The organism is Hwangdonia seohaensis (genome assembly GCF_031932625.1).
GTDB classification, from domain to species: Bacteria; Bacteroidota; Bacteroidia; order Flavobacteriales; family Flavobacteriaceae; genus Hwangdonia; species Hwangdonia seohaensis.
Genome location: NZ_JAVSCK010000003.1, coordinates 765198 through 782557, shown reverse-complemented (window position 1 = coordinate 782557; position 17360 = coordinate 765198). Strand labels below are relative to the sequence as shown.

Annotated in this window: 14 protein-coding genes; 3 read left to right on the top strand and 11 right to left on the bottom strand. The window is 36.1% G+C overall.

Annotated features, from left to right (window positions below; genetic code table 11):
- Positions 1 to 129: 129 nt before the first annotated feature.
- Positions 130 to 642 (top strand): flavodoxin family protein, encoded by a 513-nt coding sequence (locus RNZ47_RS12415; protein ID WP_311940464.1) that lies wholly within the window; start codon positions 130 to 132, stop codon positions 640 to 642.
- Positions 643 to 717: 75 nt separating this feature from the next.
- Positions 718 to 1467, top strand: a complete 750-nt coding sequence (locus RNZ47_RS12410; protein WP_311940462.1) for a hypothetical protein — start codon at positions 718 to 720, stop codon at positions 1465 to 1467.
- 60 nt (positions 1468 to 1527) lie between these two features.
- Here the strand turns inward: RNZ47_RS12410 and RNZ47_RS12405 are convergent, their stop codons facing one another.
- The 7 genes from RNZ47_RS12405 to RNZ47_RS12375 form a co-directional block, all read right to left on the bottom strand.
- Positions 1528 to 2691, bottom strand: coding sequence for a sigma-54-dependent transcriptional regulator (locus RNZ47_RS12405; RefSeq protein ID WP_311940460.1), 1164 nt, complete (start codon positions 2689 to 2691; stop codon positions 1528 to 1530).
- Between the two features lie 2 nt (positions 2692 to 2693).
- Positions 2694 to 3578, bottom strand: coding sequence for a DUF6268 family outer membrane beta-barrel protein (locus RNZ47_RS12400; RefSeq protein ID WP_311940457.1), 885 nt, complete (start codon positions 3576 to 3578; stop codon positions 2694 to 2696).
- Between the two features lie 27 nt (positions 3579 to 3605).
- Complete coding sequence (locus RNZ47_RS12395) at positions 3606 to 4535, bottom strand: mechanosensitive ion channel family protein (RefSeq protein ID WP_311940455.1); 930 nt, start codon at positions 4533 to 4535, stop codon at positions 3606 to 3608.
- Positions 4536 to 5843: an ABC transporter permease gene (locus tag RNZ47_RS12390; RefSeq protein WP_311940453.1), complete on the bottom strand. Its 1308-nt coding sequence runs from the start codon at positions 5841 to 5843 to the stop codon at positions 4536 to 4538.
- Between the two features lie 111 nt (positions 5844 to 5954).
- Positions 5955 to 6881: an ABC transporter ATP-binding protein gene (locus RNZ47_RS12385; RefSeq protein ID WP_311940451.1), complete on the bottom strand. Its 927-nt coding sequence runs from the start codon at positions 6879 to 6881 to the stop codon at positions 5955 to 5957.
- 346 nt (positions 6882 to 7227) lie between these two features.
- Entirely contained in the window at positions 7228 to 8346 is a 1119-nt protein-coding gene (dnaJ, locus tag RNZ47_RS12380; protein WP_311940449.1) for a molecular chaperone DnaJ, read from the bottom strand.
- Between the two features lie 52 nt (positions 8347 to 8398).
- The gene (locus RNZ47_RS12375) at positions 8399 to 8944 is read right to left on the bottom strand and encodes a nucleotide exchange factor GrpE (protein WP_311940447.1); all 546 of its coding nucleotides are present in this window, start codon (positions 8942 to 8944) and stop codon (positions 8399 to 8401) included.
- Between the two features lie 157 nt (positions 8945 to 9101).
- Between RNZ47_RS12375 and RNZ47_RS12370 the strand changes: the two genes are divergently transcribed.
- Positions 9102 to 9758: a YceI family protein gene (locus RNZ47_RS12370; RefSeq protein WP_311940445.1), complete on the top strand. Its 657-nt coding sequence runs from the start codon at positions 9102 to 9104 to the stop codon at positions 9756 to 9758.
- 136 nt (positions 9759 to 9894) lie between these two features.
- On the opposite strand, the gene RNZ47_RS12365 is transcribed toward RNZ47_RS12370, so the two are convergent.
- The 4 genes from RNZ47_RS12365 to RNZ47_RS12350 form a co-directional block, all read right to left on the bottom strand.
- Positions 9895 to 11493, bottom strand: a complete 1599-nt coding sequence (locus tag RNZ47_RS12365) for a cellulase family glycosylhydrolase (protein WP_311940443.1) — start codon at positions 11491 to 11493, stop codon at positions 9895 to 9897.
- Positions 11494 to 11508: 15 nt separating this feature from the next.
- Positions 11509 to 14052 carry a beta-mannosidase gene (locus tag RNZ47_RS12360; protein WP_311940441.1) on the bottom strand — a complete coding sequence of 848 codons (2544 nt, stop codon included), beginning with the start codon at positions 14050 to 14052 and terminating at the stop codon, positions 11509 to 11511.
- Between the two features lie 223 nt (positions 14053 to 14275).
- Complete coding sequence (locus RNZ47_RS12355; protein ID WP_311940439.1) at positions 14276 to 16459, bottom strand: right-handed parallel beta-helix repeat-containing protein; 2184 nt, start codon at positions 16457 to 16459, stop codon at positions 14276 to 14278.
- Between the two features lie 32 nt (positions 16460 to 16491).
- On the bottom strand, positions 16492 to 17358 hold the full coding sequence (locus tag RNZ47_RS12350) for an alkaline phosphatase family protein (protein WP_311940437.1): 867 nt from the start codon (positions 17356 to 17358) through the stop codon (positions 16492 to 16494).
- Between the last annotated feature and the right edge of the window lie 2 nt (positions 17359 to 17360).

The following is a 17360-nucleotide window of genomic DNA, read 5'->3' as shown; positions in this document are numbered from 1 at the left end:
GTATTTGTTATGGTTTTTAAATATATAAAAATGATATCAATTTTATCTCTATTGACATTATTTGTTTCTATAACGAATTCGTTTTTAAATCTTAATAATTGCGTTACTTCGTTTTACTGAAATTATAAAATGAATAAAACCGTAATTATACAAGGAAGCGCAAGACCCAAGGGCGATACAGAACGCATTGTAAATTATTTAGCTTTAGAATACCATTTTGATGTTATTGATTTGCACGCTAAAAACATAGGGCATTATGATTATGACTATAAAAATGCAGATGATGATTTTATAGCTTTAATTACAAATATTATAGCGAATTACGACACCATAATTTTTGCAACACCCGTTTATTGGTACACGATGAGCGGGCATATGAAAGTGTTTTTCGATAGGATTTCCGATTTAATACGCATACACAAACCCCTTGGCAGACAATTGCGAGGCAAAAACATGGCCATGATAAGTACCAGCAACAGCAACGATTTAATTGAAGGATTTAATGGCCCTTTCGTGGCATCAGCCAATTATTTAGGTATGAATTATTTGGGCGATTTACACACTTGGGTTGAAGATGGCAACATTCCAAATGAAGTAAAAAGCAATATAAATGGCTTTGTTGAAAACAAGTTAGCGGTATAATTTCGACGAACTACACGGCAAACCGCTTTGTTTTTAATATATTCGTCGCACCTACTTAATATTAACCCCAAATTTATGAAATACTTTTACTTCCTTTTAGTTTTGGTAACTACTTTAAACCTTAACGCGCAAACCGCTGACTGCGACGAGGCGAACTCCTATCTTGTAAATGCCTATTCGCACGTAAAAGACGCTTACGAATCAAACAATATAAGCCATTTAAAATATTATGCGAACCGCTCGTTGGAAGCTTTTAAGCTATCAAAAAAGACCTTAAAAGATTGCGGTTGCGAAACCGCATTAAAACTAAGCAACAAAAGCATAGATTTATTAGCCAAAGTCGAGGATACCGAAACGTATGAAGATGGTCGTTTTTTTGTAAAACGCGCCAGGGATTTAAGTAAAGAAAGTGTTATTGAAATTGATAAATGCGCCTATTCCAATACACCAACTGTTGTTGAAGCGGATGAAAGCTCGGAGCTTTCCGATTTACAAAATGAGCAATTGGCATTAAAAAAGCAACAGGAAGCTTTAAAACTTAAAGCAGCCGAAATAAAAAACAAATTAGCGCAGCAAGAAGAAAAAGCGTTACTGCTTGAAAAAGAGCAATTAATTGTATCTTATAAAACAGCTATAGCATCAAACATTAAATCTTATAACGAAGCTTTAGCGGTTTGCGATTGCAATCATGTTGCATTAAAAGAAGTTGATGCACCAATTGATATATCTACAAAAAATATTGAAGCCATAAAAAGCCATTATATAAACAATCTTAAAACTTTGGCTTCAAATTATTTATCGCAGCTTAAATTATGCGAAAAATAGATTGAATTAATAAACCTGTCAGGTTTAAAAAAACTTGACAGGTCTTATTTATAAATTGTTCTATTTGCTCGCAAACATCTTTACATCACTTTCACTAACTTCAGTTCCGCCTAAAATAATTAAGCGTTCAACTACGTTACGAAGTTCTCGAATATTACCAGTCCAGTCGTAATCCTGTAACAACTTAACGGCTTTATCTGAAAATGCTTTTTTAACGGTGCCTTGTTCGCCGGCAATCTTATCGGAAAAATAATCGATAAGCAAAGGAATATCGTCGCGCCTATCATTTAAGGCTGGGACTTGTATTAAAATAACCGCCAATCGGTGGTACAAATCTTCACGGAATTTACCTTCTTCAATTTCCTTTTTTAAATCCTTATTGGTTGCCGCTACTACGCGCACATTAACTTTTATGTCTTTATCGCTACCAACTCGTTGGATGCGGCTTTCTTGTAAGGCACGCAATACTTTTGCTTGCGCCGACAAACTCATATCCCCTATTTCATCTAAAAAAATAGTACCACCATTGGCCGCTTCAAATTTTCCGGCGCGGTCTTTATTGGCACTGGTAAAGGCGCCTTTTACGTGACCAAACAATTCGCTTTCAATAAGTTCGCTTGGTATGGCTGCACAATTTACCTCAATCATCGGGCCTTTTGAGCGCTCACTTTTTTGATGCAACCAATGTGCAACGAGCTCTTTTCCGGTTCCGTTTGGTCCTGTAATAAGCACACGGGCATCGGTTGGGGCTACTTTTTCAATAATAGCTTTTATGTTGGAAATGGGTTTGCTCTCGCCTATCATTTGGAAATTCTTGCCCACTTTCTTTTTAAGCAGTTTGTTTTCAACCACAAGCTCTTTTCTGTCCAATGCATTTCTAACCGTATTTAACAATCGGTTTAAATCTGGTGGTTTCGATATGTAATCGAAAGCTCCTAAACGCATCGTGTTTACTGCGGTATCTAAATCGCCGTGGCCAGAAATCATAACCATTGGGGTTTCCGGTTTTATTTTTTTAACAGCTTCCAATACTTCAACACCATCCATTTTTGGCATTTTTATATCGCATAACACCAAGTCGAAATCGTCGTTTTTTATTTTTTCAATGCCACTTAATCCGTCCTCGGCCTCTTCAACTTGATAGGTATCGCTTTCTTCAGAAAGAATTTTAACCAAAACCCTTCTGATGGCTGCTTCGTCTTCTATTATTAATATTTTAGACATAATTATATTTTAAATTTTAATCCTGTTCTTAAATAAAACGTGTTTACGTCGCTCAATTTATAAACTTCTTTTCTATTTTCATTTCGTAATACATTATTTAATCTGAATGTATAGCCGGTGTACACATAAGCGACAAAATGTTTAGTAAAGCAATATTCGTACCCAAATCCGCCAATTGCGACAGATAGTGAAATATGATCTACATTTTTACCGTTTACAATAGATGGCTCCTGCAAATGAGCCATATATCCGTCCAAACCTATAAAGGCCTGTAAATTATTTTTTTCGTTAAAGGTATATTTTAAATTGGATTTGGGCACGCCAGCATTAAAACTCCATTTTTCGCTAATTTCCCTGTAATAGCTTACAAATGGTAAAGGGAACGGTATCCCGGTTGTGGCGTTATAGGTTAGTCCTAAAATTAATCGATATGGGCGTTTTAAACTTTCGTCCTTTGTTCTATCATTTATAAAATATAGCCCACCATTCATAAAATAATCATCGGATACCAGACTTTTGGTTAAGGTTGAAGCAATTCTAGGATTAAATTTTGCGCCAACACGCCATGATTCGTTCCATTTAAAAGTATAGCCAATATTCAAATCTATAATATGAATCACATTTAAACCCGCGGTATCAAAAGGGTAATTATCTTCAAGATTTAGAATAACGCGATTATACTCTGCGCCCAATATTAAATAGGATTTGTTTTTGGTTTCAATGGGATAATTCACAAGTGCCCGTAATCTGGTGTATTGGTCCTCTGATTTGTTTTTGGGAATAAAAGAGTATTCCAATCGTGCCAAATCTGTGAGTTGGGCATTTAAAAATGGACATGCAAAAATTAGAAACAACACATATACATTTCTCAATTTTTGCTTAATCATGTTTAATATTTGTATTTTTAAATTAGTCTATTCTTTCTTTTGAACAATATGTATATCGCGCTGCGGAAAAGGAATGCTGATATTGTTTTCCCTGAATAATCTGTCTATTTCAAATCGAATATCACTTTTAGGATACTGTGCCTTAAAGCTATCGTTAATAGTAAAAACTAGCTTGAAATTTAATGAGCTATCTCCAAAATCAGTGAACAAAACGGTTGGTTCTGGTTCGCTTATTACATCTGGATGTGTACTGGCGGCTTGAATCAATAATTTTTTTACCAGCTGTACATCGCTACCGTAGGCCACACCAATACTAACCGATTCTCTGGTTGATATATCATTTTGTGTCCAATTATAAAGACTGTTTGTCAAGTAAAGGTGATTTGGAATAATAAGGACTTTATTATCAATGGTTACAGCACGTGTTGTACGTAGTTTAATTTCCTCAACGCGCCCAACCTTCCCTTCAAGTTCTATAATATCTCCAACGTGAACGGACTGGTCTACGAGTATGAAAATGCCCGAAATAATATCTTGAAATAAGGTTTGCAACGCTAAACCAACACCTATTAACAAGGCCGCAGAAGCCGCAAAAATTGCCGTAACCTTAATACCTATTGAGTCGAAAATTATTAAAACTACTATAAGATAAATTACCCATCTTGCAAAAGAAAAAACAGTGGTAAATTTTGCTTTATCTTCCTTGGGCATGTTTTTGGTAACCAAGTTTTTTATCCATCGTAATATATACGTGGTTGCCACAATCACTATAATTACGAGCAAAATATACTTCACTCTCAGTACCACATCGTATGCATTTTCCCCGGTGCCATACGTGAAATTTATAATTCTAAATTCAAGAAACTCTACGAATTTCTCCCACACCGTGCTTTCGGTAATGGCATCACCTAACGATTCTACCTCGTCTTCTATTTTATCTTTTACGTTATCTTGCATTTAATACCTAATCCATTTTATTAATTCTTTATAACTTGGTTTTTTGCCATACATTAAAATCCCAACCCTATAAATTTTTGCCGCAAACCAAACGGTAAACATAAAGGTAGCAATTAACAGCAATAAAGATACCAACTGCTGCCATAAAGGCACGCCAAAAGGAATACGCATTAACATAACCACGGGGGAGGTAAATGGTATAAACGAAAACACCGTTGAAACCGTTCCGTGAGGGTCTTCAATAACCGTAAAAATACCAATATAAACCGCCAATATTAATGGCATTAAAATAGGCAACATAAACTGTTGGGTATCGGTTTCGTTATCTACGGCAGCTCCAATAGCGGCGTATAGCGAACTGTACAATAAATAGCCGCTAATAAAAAACAAGATGAACGCCACAATTAAATTTATAATTGGCAAATTATAAAATGCCGTTAAAACATCTTGAACTTTCATATTTACTTCCGGGTTTTCCATGGCTTGCTGCATCATGTCTTGTTGTGGCGATTGTACCATATCTATTCCAAAAATAGCAGATACGATAGCCATTAAAACACCGCCCAAAATCAACCAAATTACAAACTGCGTGATACCTGCCAACGATGTGCCAATAATTTTACCAAGCATGAGTTGCACTGGTTTTACAGATGAAATGATAACCTCAATAATTCGGCTGGTTTTCTCTTCAATAACGCTACGCATGATCATATTGCCATAAATGATGATAAACATGAATAATAAATAGCCCGCAAGCCCACCAAAAATGAGTTTAACCACACTATCTATTTTAGATGTTTTTTCACCTTCAAAACTTTCTTGCGCCAAATTCACGTTTATTTTTGAGGCCTTAATCATTTCAATATCTACCCCTTTTTGCTGAAGTTTTAAATTGGTCAGTTTTTTTTCGATTTTCGATTCTAACCCAGAAATTAACGACAACGATGGCGATTCTTCCGAATAAAATTTAATATGCTCTGAAAGCACATCAAAATCATCAAACTTTTCAATATGCAACAAACCGTAATTAGAGGTTTCCTTAACGATGGTTTTAGCATCGGTTAAAGACATGTTTTCTAAAATATGATAGGTCGTATTTTCTGTGTTTTTAAATACATCTTTCAGCATTTCAGATTCATCTAAAACAGAAATAATACGGGTTTTGTTATTGTTTAACTGCGACAAATAGGCAACAACCGAGATAAGCGCTATCATAATAATAGGACTTAAAATAGTCATAATTATAAATGATTTATTTTTAACTTTCGTTAAATATTCGCGCTTTATTATAAGTGGTAAATGATTCATTAAATAAATAATTTTTAATTCTAAAAATTCTGTATTTTAGATTCCCGTCTTCTCGGGAATGAAAATTTTAACGGCAACTCTGAGACAAAATCCCAAAGCATTCTTTTTCGATTAATTATTCTGTACGGTTTGAATAAATATATCGTTAACACTTGGGATTAATTCAACAAAATGGGACACTTCTCCCTTTGTGGTTAAATAGGATAAAAAATCGTTTGGTTTTTCGCCGTTGTTAAGCTTAACATTCAGTTTCAGCTCATCATCCAAAGTTTTAAAATTAGCTTTTGAAACCCTGAATTTTTCGGATAATTCTTGTTGTAAACTGCTGTTGTCTGCGGTTTTAACACCAACCTCGTAGGTGTTGGTTTTGTATTGACGCTTAACATCAATCAATTTACCATCCAATATTTTATTTGACTGATGCAACAGTGCAATATCATCGCACAACTCCTCAACAGATTCCATACGGTGTGTTGAAAAAATAATGGTGGCACCATTTTCGCGTAAGCGCAAAATTTCGTCTTTAATTAAGTTGGCGTTTATGGGGTCGAAGCCCGAAAAGGGTTCATCGAAAATCAACAGTTTCGGTTCGTGCAAAACGGTTATCACAAACTGTATTTTTTGCGCCATGCCTTTTGATAGTTCTTGGATTTTTTTATTCCACCAATCACCAATTTCCAAACGTTCAAACCAATATTTTAATCGGGTTTTAGCCTCGGCTTTACTCAAGCCTTTTAATTGTGCCAAATACAGGGCCTGCTCGCCTACTTTCATCGATTTGTACAAACCGCGCTCTTCCGGCAAATAGCCTATATCCCTTATATGCTGTTGATTTAGCAATTCGCCATCTAAATGTACCGTACCGGTATCTGGCATGGTTATTTGGTTTATAATTCGGATGAGCGTTGTTTTTCCCGCGCCATTTGGCCCCAGCAAACCAAAAATACTGCCTTTGGGTACTTCAATGGAAACGTTGTTTAAAGCTTTAAAATCGCCAAAATTCTTAGAGACCGAATGAGCCACTAACAGATTATTCATTTAAAAATTTTTAGTGTTTAAAATAAGTCTGGTAAATATATTAAATGTTACAGAGTAACTGAGAGAAGATGGTTAAACTTTTTTAAATCGGGTGAAAAAAATGGATCATGAGATCCCGATATGCATCAGGATTAGTTCGGTTTACTATATTTTATTCATCGCTTTGCGATTTTAAAATACGGAACCTCACTAAAAACAAAACCCACCCTTAAAAAAATTAAGGATGGGAAAAAAATTGCTATGAAAAAGAAAAATTATCACTAAAATTAATTAGTGATAGTTCAAATATAGGTTTTTTTTTGCAATTAAAGCTAAAACTACAAGAGAACTTTATATTTTCCAATAACTAGGAAAACATATCTTTTACCTTTTCAAAAAATGATTTATCCGAACTTTCTGGTTTAGGTGAAAAATGCTCGTCATCTCTCATGCTTTCAAAAAATTCTTTTTGCTGTTTGTTTAATGTTTTAGGGGTCCAAACGTTTACATGTACCAAGAGATCGCCTTTGCCGTAACCATTAATACTTGGGATACCTTTTCCGCGTAAGCGTAAAATTTTACCCGATTGCACACCAGCTTCAACCTTAATGCGCACTTTTCCGGTAACGGTATCAATTTCTTTTGAAGTGCCTAATACGGCATCCGGATAACTCACATATAAATCGTAATGCAAGTTATCGCCTTCGCGTTGTAAAGTAGCGTGGTTTTCCTCTTCGATGGCCACCAATAAATCGCCAGAAATTCCATTTCCTGGTGCATCGTTTCCTTTTCCGGATACTTTAAGCTGCATGCCATCTACAACACCAGCGGGTATTTTTATTGATACGGTTTCTTCGGCAACCTTTAAGCCTTGTGCATCGGCATCGGCAGGTTTTTTATCCAAAGTTTGTCCTGCACCACCACAAACATTACACGGTGCAGAGGTTTGCATACGCCCTAAAATGGTGTTTGTAATACGGGTAACTTGCCCGCTACCATTACAGGTAGGACAGGTTTTATAAGTGGTTCCCGGAGCTTGTACTTTACGTTTAACCTTTATTTTTTTCTCAACGCCGTTGGCAATTTCCTCAAGTGTTAGTTTTACACGAATACGAAGGTTGCTGCCTTTTACCCTACGCTGGCCACCGCCACCGCCAAAACCGGAAAATCCGCCGCCAAAACCACCGCCGAATATATCACCAAACTGACTGAATATATCTTCCATATTCATGCCGCCGCCGTTAAATCCGCCACCGCCATTCTCGAAGGCCTGATGCCCAAATTGGTCGTAACGTGCTTTTTTATCGGCGTTACTTAATACCTCGTAAGCTTCGGCTGCTTCTTTAAATTTTGCCTCGGCTCCTTTATCATCTGGATTTTTATCGGGGTGAAATTCTATCGCTTTTTTACGGTATGCCTTTTTAATTTCGGCAGTACTTGCGCTTTTGCTAACTCCTAATATTTCGTAATAGTCTCTTTTAGCCATATTTTTTTTTAAATTCTTTCTTAAAGAAAAAACTTTTTTAAATTAATATTATTTATTGCCCAATTACAACTTTAGGAAAACGAATTATTTTTTCTCCCAGTTTATAGCCTTTCTCAACAACATCAATAATTTTTCCTTTTAAATCGTTGGTTGGTGCTGCTATTTGCGTAATGGCTTCATGATTGTCGGCATTAAAATCGTCACCTTTTTTAATCACCATAGCCTTTAGGCCTTTTTGCTCTAATGTGTTCACCAGTTTTTGGTATATTAACAATACGCCCTTGCGCAGTTCTTCAGCTTCTTTATCCTCCTCAATGTGCGTTAAAGCGCGCTCAAAATCATCAAGTATCGGCAATAAGCTTAGCATCACATCTTCGCTGGCTGTTGAAAACAAGTCAATACGCTCTTTAGAGGTTCTTCTTTTGTAGTTTTCAAATTCCGCGAATAAGCGCAAAAACTTATCTTTTTCTTGTTTTATTTCGTCTTGAAGTTTTTCTTCAACAGTTTGTTCTTCAATCGTTTCTTCTACATCAACAGTTTCGGTATGTACGTTTTCTGTTTGTTCGCTTTCTATATTTTTCTTATCTTTTTTCGACATTGTATTTAAAATTTATGTACATGCTAATTTGAGTTGGCAAAAGTACTGCCATTATTGTGAAAATGTCAAAATGTCATTAAAATATTTTAATATTTTTTTCACAAAAAAGAGCAATAATTTGATTAATTTCGCAAATTAACACTAAAATCGAAATAACATGAAAAAAAGTATTGCTGCAATATTTACTATCGCAACATTGGTTGTAAGTTTAAATAGTTGTAAAAACAAAGCCAAAGAGGCCGACACAAAAGAAGCCGAAGCCGTAGCAACAACCGAAGCTACAGCTGAAAAATATACGGCTAACGTTTCTGAATCTACAATTGAGTGGAAAGGATTTAAGCCAACAGGAACACACTTCGGAACTATAAGTATAGAAAACGGTGTGCTTAACCTAAAAGACGGACAAATTAACAGCGGAACGTTTTTAATCGATATGAACTCTATTGAAGTTTTGGATATGCCGAAAGATGATAAGAACCACGGAAAACTTACCGGCCATCTAAAAAGTGATGATTTTTTTCATGTTGAAAAACACCCGAGCGCCGCTTTTGAAATTACAGGTTTAAATGAAGTTGAAGGAAAAACAATGTTATCTGGAAACTTAACCCTTAAAGACACCAAAAACAATGTTACATTTCCTGTAACGGTTACAAACACTGATGGTGCGGTAACTTTAACGAGTGAAACCTTTACCATTGATCGTTCTAAATGGAATGTAAAATATGGCTCAAAATCATTTTTTGACGATTTAGGCGATAAATTTATCAATGATGATATTGAATTAAAAATTACAGTTAAGGCTACAAAGTCTTAAACTAAAAATAGTTTTTATTTTAAAGCCATTTTGCAATTGCAAAATGGCTTTTTTATTTAGCAGCTTTTTTTGACTTTTTAGAAAAGCATAAATTCGTTTAACCCGTAATAGCAAAAGTTAATCTAGTTACGCTACATCAATCAAACTGAATATTGATGGTTCGTTGTGAAGGGTTTTCCAATGGCGGAACGAGAAGCCATCCCGAATCGCCATTAGGTATTGTTTTTATATCCAAATTTGGAATTTGCTCTTTTGATGTTTGCGATAATTTTGAAAGCTGGGGCACAAAAATTATTGTGGAATTTTGATTGTTTACATCTTCTTCCCAATGCATTTCAAAGGATTTTTCATCGAAATTGTTTTTATAATTAAGTAATGTACCGTTAACGGCAACCGGATAAGATCGCACCAAAACCTCATTAAAATATCGCAAATTTCCAGTTCCGGGGTCATAGGACCAATACGCATTTCCAAAAAGGTGCTTTTCAATAAGCGAAATGGCGTTTTTTGCCGCAGGAATCACACTTTCCGAATTGCCGTAAAACGCGCCCCACTCACCAAGCCACACGGGCATTTTCAGTTGTTCACCCTTACTTTTTATTTGATCGTAAATATAAGCCACCCGCTCGTTAGAGGCGTTTGCCACGGCATCGGTATCGGTTACCAAATCATAACCATGTGGCGCATACGCCACCAAGGGATCGGGCTCGCCATCAGCCAAGGTTGTTCTTTCAATACTACTTGCCACACCTGTATTGCTATAGTAACTGTGCTCTAAAAACAGGATGTGTTTTGTATCGACTTCCCGTATTGCCGCACTTACCTTTTGATACATGTTCTGCAAGTGATTAACCTCAAATTGTCGGTTAAGCTCAAACAATTGGCTAAACACAAAATGATAATTTTCCCTGTTCGATAGGATTTTTAAAGCCTCCATTCTACCTTTTTCATCGCTCCACATGTCTCCCAATTGCTTTTCGGTGAGTACTTCACCTGTTAATTTATAGTGCAGTTGCCCGTAGGCCGAAAGCAAAACCATAGTAGATTGCACTCCGGATGAACCCGGAAAAGGCTCATTCATAATGTCGTAACCAATTACCGTGCTGTTATCGGCATACCGTTTGGCAATGTGCTGCCAAAGGGCGGCATAACGGTCTTGAATTCCAATACCGTCTGAGGCTGGTTTGTTTTGCCAAAAATTATCAAATGCGGTTTGAACGGCTTCACTTAGCATATAGGCATCGCTCCAAATGGCACCTTCCGTATGTGGTTTGCCTTCATCTAAAGTGGCCCATTCCGGAGCGCCATCGCTATATTTTACACTGAAAAGATCTTGGTGCATATCCAGCACCACAAAAATATTGTTTTGTTCTGCCCATTGGATCCGTTTATCAATTTCTTTTAGATAGGCTTCGTTGTAAACACCGGGTTCGGGCTCTAAGCCATCCCAAATTATGATGAACCGAATGCAATTAACACCCCATTTCTTTAAGTTTTCATACAACTCCGGACCACTTTGAAAAATATAGCCTTCTTCCTTATTCTTACTGACGATGTTTATTCCATTAAGAATAATTTCTCTTCCCCCTTCATCAACAAACTTATCGCCTTTAATGGTTATGGTTTCTGGTAATATGTTTTTGGGTGTTGCGTTTTCTTCACAAGACACAAATAAACCCATGGTTAAAATAGTTATAAACACATACCTGAAAAGCATGATTTTTTTCATCTTCATATTTAATTTATTTTTCTAATTGCTATAGGAATCGAACAATGTTGTAATCTCCACGGCAGTTATATCTATCGATTGGTTTCCAATTTCTATTTCTTTTTTAGTATTTGGTATGAGGTCGAAATAATTATCCGATAACTTTAAAGACGTGCCACTTACCGTTATAAAGACATCTTTCACCAATGTTTTCGAACTCAAAGTAAGATGTGTTTTTCCGTCTTTAGAAATACTGAATGTTTTAATTATTTCCGGTTTTAAAAGTTTTAAATCTTTAGGTTCGGCAAAATAGGTGATGTTTTCCGACACTATTTTATTTTTAATTATTACTTCAGAAAGCACCACAAGGTCTTGCTTTTCGTATTCATTTATCAATGAGGCCATTTCAGCGGTGTGATACATAGTACTGGTATTGGGCTGAATGTTAATATTATTTTTTGTTGAACTTATAATGTTTCCATTAAAATCCATTGCAGTTATTTTCAATACGGCTTTTTGGCTTTTTAACTTATCGGATACCACATAAAATTCCACTTTACTATCGGATATTTTTGGAGAAACGTGAATGGGTTCAAAAGCTTTTTTCGCCATATATTGTTGCGCTTTCCAATTTTTATAGTAATCCATACTCGACCAACTCGCTACCGGCCAACAATCGTTTAACTGCCAATATAAAGACCCCATACAGTATGGCATGCGCCTTCTGTGGACTTCAAGGGCTTCCTTTATGGCTTTAGCCTGTAACAGCTGACTTACATATAAAAAGGACTCAAAATCTTTTGGTGTTTTGTAATGGCTTTCCATATATTGCTTAATGCGTAAATTGCCAATACCACTACGCTGATGTGCTGCCATAACTTCCGATTCGATGTCCCAATCTGAAGGAATGGTATATTTTTTTACCGTTGAAAATTCAGGAAACGACTGAAATCCGTACTCGCTCATAAAGCGCCCTACGTGGTTATTGAAATCGGAAAAAGGATGCAGCCCATGCCAAACGCCCCAATAATGAATGTCTCCGGAAGTTGTATTATAAGTCGCCACCTGTTCCGGGCCTGCCGAAGGCGATGACTTCCAATAATCTATGGCTTCAGTTTCAGAAGCAACGACTTTTGGAAGAATATCGTGAAAAATGGTTTCGTAAGCAGCCCAAATCTTGTTTTGTTGTGCTCTTGGGTACGATTTTCGCCAACCGCCCCAACCACGGGAATGGTCGTATTCAGACCAAGCCACTTCAATTTCATTATTACCACACCACAAAACAATGGACGGGTGATTTCTTAATCGCTGTACATTATCAATGGCTTCTTGCTTTATGCTTTCCTGCAGTTCTGGCGTATCGGGATACATGCTGCATGCAAACATAAAATCTTGCCAAACCATAATGCCTTTTTCATCACATAATTCATAAAACTCATCGTTTTCATAAATACCACCGCCCCAAATGCGAAGCATATTCATATTGGCTTCAACTGCCGAATTTATAACGGTTTTGTAATCTTCTAAAGTTACCCTTGGCAAGAAAAGATCGTTTGGAATATAATTGGCGCCTTTACCAAAAACAGGAATGCCATTCACTTCAAAATAGAAACTTCGTCCGCTTTTATCGGCATCTTCTTTTTGAATTAGTTTAGCGGTTCTAACTCCAGTTTTGGTTTCTTTTGTATCAATTAAGGTGTTGTTTAAATAGAGTTCTTGCGTTACGGTATATAAATGTGCATCGCCCAAGCCCACTGGCCACCATAATTTTGGGTTTTTAATCTTGAAATTGGATTTTATTTCTTGTATGCCCTTATCAAGTAAAGCGCTATTTTCAGCTACTTTTTTACCATCTAATTTTGTGATTAGTTTGTAATTACCACCGGTTGATGAATTGATGGTTGCCGTTGCTGCTATTTGAGCAGTATTGTTTTTTATGTTTTGTGTTACGATATAACTATTATCTATTTGCGCGGTGTTCCACGCATTGATTTCAATGGGTCTCCATATCCCAGAAGTGGCAAATCGTGGGCCCCAATCCCAACCGTAGTGATAGCCCGCTTTTCTGGTGTGCACACTCACTCTGTTTTCACCTAATCCTCCATTTTCAGATTGATCGTTATTGGCCGGTAGTGGCAATCCGAATTTTTCGTAAAGTTCCAATCCTTTGTTAATTGGCGATTGAAAAACAATATGCAATTCGTTTTCACCGCTTTTAAGCCATGGTTTAGCATCGATTTTCCAGGTTCTAAACATATTATCTGCCGATAGAATTTTTGAATCGTTTAAGTAAACATCGGCATAGGTATCCAAACCATTGAAGATGATTTCTATATTTTCTTTGCTTAACACGGATTGGTTTAGATTAAAAGTGGTTTTGTACTCCCAGTTAACCTTATCAATCCATTGCAAATCCTTTTCATTGGTGCGATAATAAGGGTCTTCAATAATTTTATTATGTAACAAATCGGTGTGAACCGTACCCGGAACAGTAGCCGAAAGCCATTCGCCAATATTGGTCTGTCTAAATTTCCAGTCGGAGTTTATTTCAACTTTACTTTGTGCATTGCTATTAAGATTAGTCATTACGATGGATATAAAAAATGTAATTAAAACGTTAATATGTTTTTTGGTTATTCTATTCATATTGAGTTATTGTCGTGTTAATATTACTTTATTTAATGTTGTTAAACTTTCAAAATAATTCTTAAAAAACTAGGCTCCTTAAAAGATTCTCCGTTAAACTTCGGATTGGTTGATATTGTGATTTTCATGTTATTCGATTCATAATTCATGCAACTCTTTTCATTCAGAGCTTGTGATAAAGTCCCATTTTTTCAAAAGGTATATTTTTAAAATCGGGAATTGTATCAAAAACTTTAGCATCCTTTTTAAATCCAAATTGTTGGTTTTTCATATCTACAAACCCAGGGTCCGCATCGGTTTCCCAATTGTTGGAGAAACTTGTTTTTTCAAATCTTTTATTAATGAGTTCTTTAGTATGAACAAACACATTGTTGTAAATAGCATTGGATGGGTCGGCAGGTGAATCCTCCCAATAATTTGCCAATTCGGGATACTTTTTAGCGTATATCCCTTGATTGTATTTAACTAGGTTTAAACGTTCTTCGAACAAACCGCCCTTGTCCAGCAATGCCTTGGACCAATGCTTTAACCTATCGCCAGTTTGAATGCCCCGATTGCAATCTATAAATACATTATTAAATATTTTATTATACTTTCCGCCTCCAATAATAATCGTAGAGTGGTTACCAGCTTTATAAAACACATTGCCATAAGCTTGATTGCCACAAGAACCATCATCGTAATACAGGCAAAAAGTGGAATGTGCAGTTGGTGAAATACCGATGTGGTGAAAATAATTGTAACGGACAATATTGTTAAATTCGCTTGGGTCTCTACCTAAATAATAGGCGCCTTGATCGTCCCCGTCCATCATTACATGATGCACTTCATTGTACTCTATAATATGATCATTGCCATGTAAATATATGGCCGTACCCGGCGCATCACGGATTATACAATTTTGTATTTTATTTCCAACGCCGTCAATATTTATTCCCGATTTATAGGTTTTATCGAGCCTGTTAAAATTATAAATTTGGCAGTTTTTTACATAATTATTTCCAGGTTCGAGTGTAATGCGGTTCCCGCCTCCCAATATAATACCACCGGCACCCATATTTAAAATTTCACAATTTGTAATGCCATGATTTGTACCAGCATTTCTGTTGAAGGTAGGGTTTTTGTACAAATGGGAATACAAACTACCAATAGCTCCTGAAATGGGTTTGCCCGTAAATTCATGCTGCATTTTTGTATCCGGCTCGACTCCCATGCCAATATTGATAGCTACCAAACCTAAATTTTTAAAAACGCTATTGGTTATCAAACAACTATTACCGCCTTCAATATAAACCCCCATGCCACGAGAACACTCAAATGTAATGCCGTCCAAAATAATGTGTGAAGCATTAATTAATTGCACCAATGGTTGCTCTATTACCGAAAGTTGGATGGTAGATAATGGCTGTTCTTTTGGTGGATAAAAATAGACTTTCTCATTTTTTTTATCGATAAAATATTCCCCGGGCACATCTATTTCTTCCAACACATTCAAAGCTACCCAATTGTTCCATGGGTGTTTATTTTCAAAACCATATAAGTGCGGTTGTAATGTAGTAAAGGTTTCGTCTTCCTGATTAATTTCTTTTAATTTAATGGCATCACCCGCATATCCATAATTAAATAATCCCGTTATGTAAACATCTTGAGCATTTAGCCACCTTTTAGGCCTTGAAGTATTCCATTTAAATACCGCCCCTTTGTTGGTGTAGTCTCCATTTCTGGGAATAGATCCTTTAAAAAGTATTTCACCAATTGGAATGGCTTCTTCTCCTTTATTTGGCCATCGGGCAATATCAAGTGCTTTTCCATTTATAATCAATTCGTTGGGAGCAGCAATATATGGTCGGTTAAATCCTCGTGGTCCGAATTCCCCGTACTGGCTGATGTTAAGTTCTTTTAGGTCAATAACAACTACGTTTTGCGCTATGTGCGGTAGCAACCTTTTTATTATGGTAGGGTCCTTTATGTCTTTTATTTGAGATAGTGGTAATTGAATACCCCCAGAAATAGAAACCTTTTCGTTTTCGTAAGCTTTATAAACCACAGGAGATTCTTTACTTCCGGAATCTTCTTTTTCTAAGATAAAAGAAGTCGATAGATTGTAAGTGCCCGCTCGCAAATAAACAGTGTTTTTTTTACCATTTGATTTTCTGATGACATCTTTAGCCTTATCCAAAGTTTTAAAAGGGTTATCTTTTGAGCCCTTATTGGCATCATTCCCTTGTGGTGAAATAAATATAGAATTGGAGACAGCTGCACCATTTTTTCCCAAATTACAGGAAACAAAAGTTAATAAAAACAAGAGTCCAGTTAAAAATTGAAATTTAGTTTTTATATGCAACATGTCTTTTTTATTAAACTATTTAAATATAAGAATTACTGTTTCAACCCAGAAACGCTGCCGTCCAAATTCCATGCTTCCATTAAATCAATGTTTAAATGTTTAAGGGCCGTTACCGCCACATCAATGACATAAACCTGTTTTTTAATTTCCCCTTTCTCAACATCTTTTCCCGATGCTATATAAAATATGGTAGTGTGCTCCGGAATGGCCTTTCCGTGATTTGTGCCACTTCCACCATGATCGGTTGACACTAAAATAAGCCAGTTTTCGTTATCATAATTTTTTCGTTTTTGAAGTGCTTTGACTATTCTACCTATTTTTTTATCGGTTTTTTCAATAGACTCAATATATTTCGAATTGTCAATCGCATACCCATATTTATGACCCGCATGATCTACATTATCCAAATGGACAAACATCACATCAACATCTTCTTTTTTAAGTGTTTTTACGACACTTCTGGTAACCAATCCATCGGTTAGTTTATGTTTTACAACCGTGGCATCATTGTCTTGAAGAATTTTATGAACTGGTGACCAGTTGGCTATGGAATAGGTACGTAAATCCGGTTGTTGCTGTTTTGCCAAGTTAAAAAAATGAGGGTATTCTGCAATGTTCGGATTTAAATATTGGTTGCCCATTACTTTATGTTTATCCTTCCAAACCCCCGTAAGCATACCGGTCCAACAAACACCGCTCCAACTTAAGTCATCGGTTTTTGCTTTAAATGAATAGGCTCCGTTTTTCCACAAATTATCTAAATGAGGTGTTTTGGCAGCCAACAAAGCATCGGGTCGGCAACCGTCGATTCCTAAAATAAGTACTTTGTTTTGAGCTTTGATTTCGGTGAACGAAAATGCTATGCTTAACGATAATAAAATGCAGTATTTAAATTTCATAT

Bases quoted from the DNA above. Each gene is read 5' to 3' on its own strand.
- RNZ47_RS12415 (WP_311940464.1), top strand. From the start codon at position 130: ATGAATAAAACCGTAATTATACAAGGAAGCGCAAGACCCAAGGGCGAT.
- RNZ47_RS12410 (WP_311940462.1), top strand. From the start codon at position 718: ATGAAATACTTTTACTTCCTTTTAGTTTTGGTAACTACTTTAAACCTT.
- RNZ47_RS12405 (WP_311940460.1), bottom strand. From the start codon at position 2,691: ATGTCTAAAATATTAATAATAGAAGACGAAGCAGCCATCAGAAGGGTT.
- RNZ47_RS12400 (WP_311940457.1), bottom strand. From the start codon at position 3,578: ATGATTAAGCAAAAATTGAGAAATGTATATGTGTTGTTTCTAATTTTT.
- RNZ47_RS12395 (WP_311940455.1), bottom strand. From the start codon at position 4,535: ATGCAAGATAACGTAAAAGATAAAATAGAAGACGAGGTAGAATCGTTA.
- RNZ47_RS12390 (WP_311940453.1), bottom strand. From the start codon at position 5,843: ATGAATCATTTACCACTTATAATAAAGCGCGAATATTTAACGAAAGTT.
- RNZ47_RS12385 (WP_311940451.1), bottom strand. From the start codon at position 6,881: ATGAATAATCTGTTAGTGGCTCATTCGGTCTCTAAGAATTTTGGCGAT.
- dnaJ (WP_311940449.1), bottom strand. From the start codon at position 8,346: ATGGCTAAAAGAGACTATTACGAAATATTAGGAGTTAGCAAAAGCGCA.
- RNZ47_RS12375 (WP_311940447.1), bottom strand. From the start codon at position 8,944: ATGTCGAAAAAAGATAAGAAAAATATAGAAAGCGAACAAACAGAAAAC.
- RNZ47_RS12370 (WP_311940445.1), top strand. From the start codon at position 9,102: ATGAAAAAAAGTATTGCTGCAATATTTACTATCGCAACATTGGTTGTA.
- RNZ47_RS12365 (WP_311940443.1), bottom strand. From the start codon at position 11,493: ATGAAGATGAAAAAAATCATGCTTTTCAGGTATGTGTTTATAACTATT.
- RNZ47_RS12360 (WP_311940441.1), bottom strand. From the start codon at position 14,052: ATGACTAATCTTAATAGCAATGCACAAAGTAAAGTTGAAATAAACTCC.
- RNZ47_RS12355 (WP_311940439.1), bottom strand. From the start codon at position 16,459: ATGTTGCATATAAAAACTAAATTTCAATTTTTAACTGGACTCTTGTTT.
- RNZ47_RS12350 (WP_311940437.1), bottom strand. From the start codon at position 17,358: ATGAAATTTAAATACTGCATTTTATTATCGTTAAGCATAGCATTTTCG.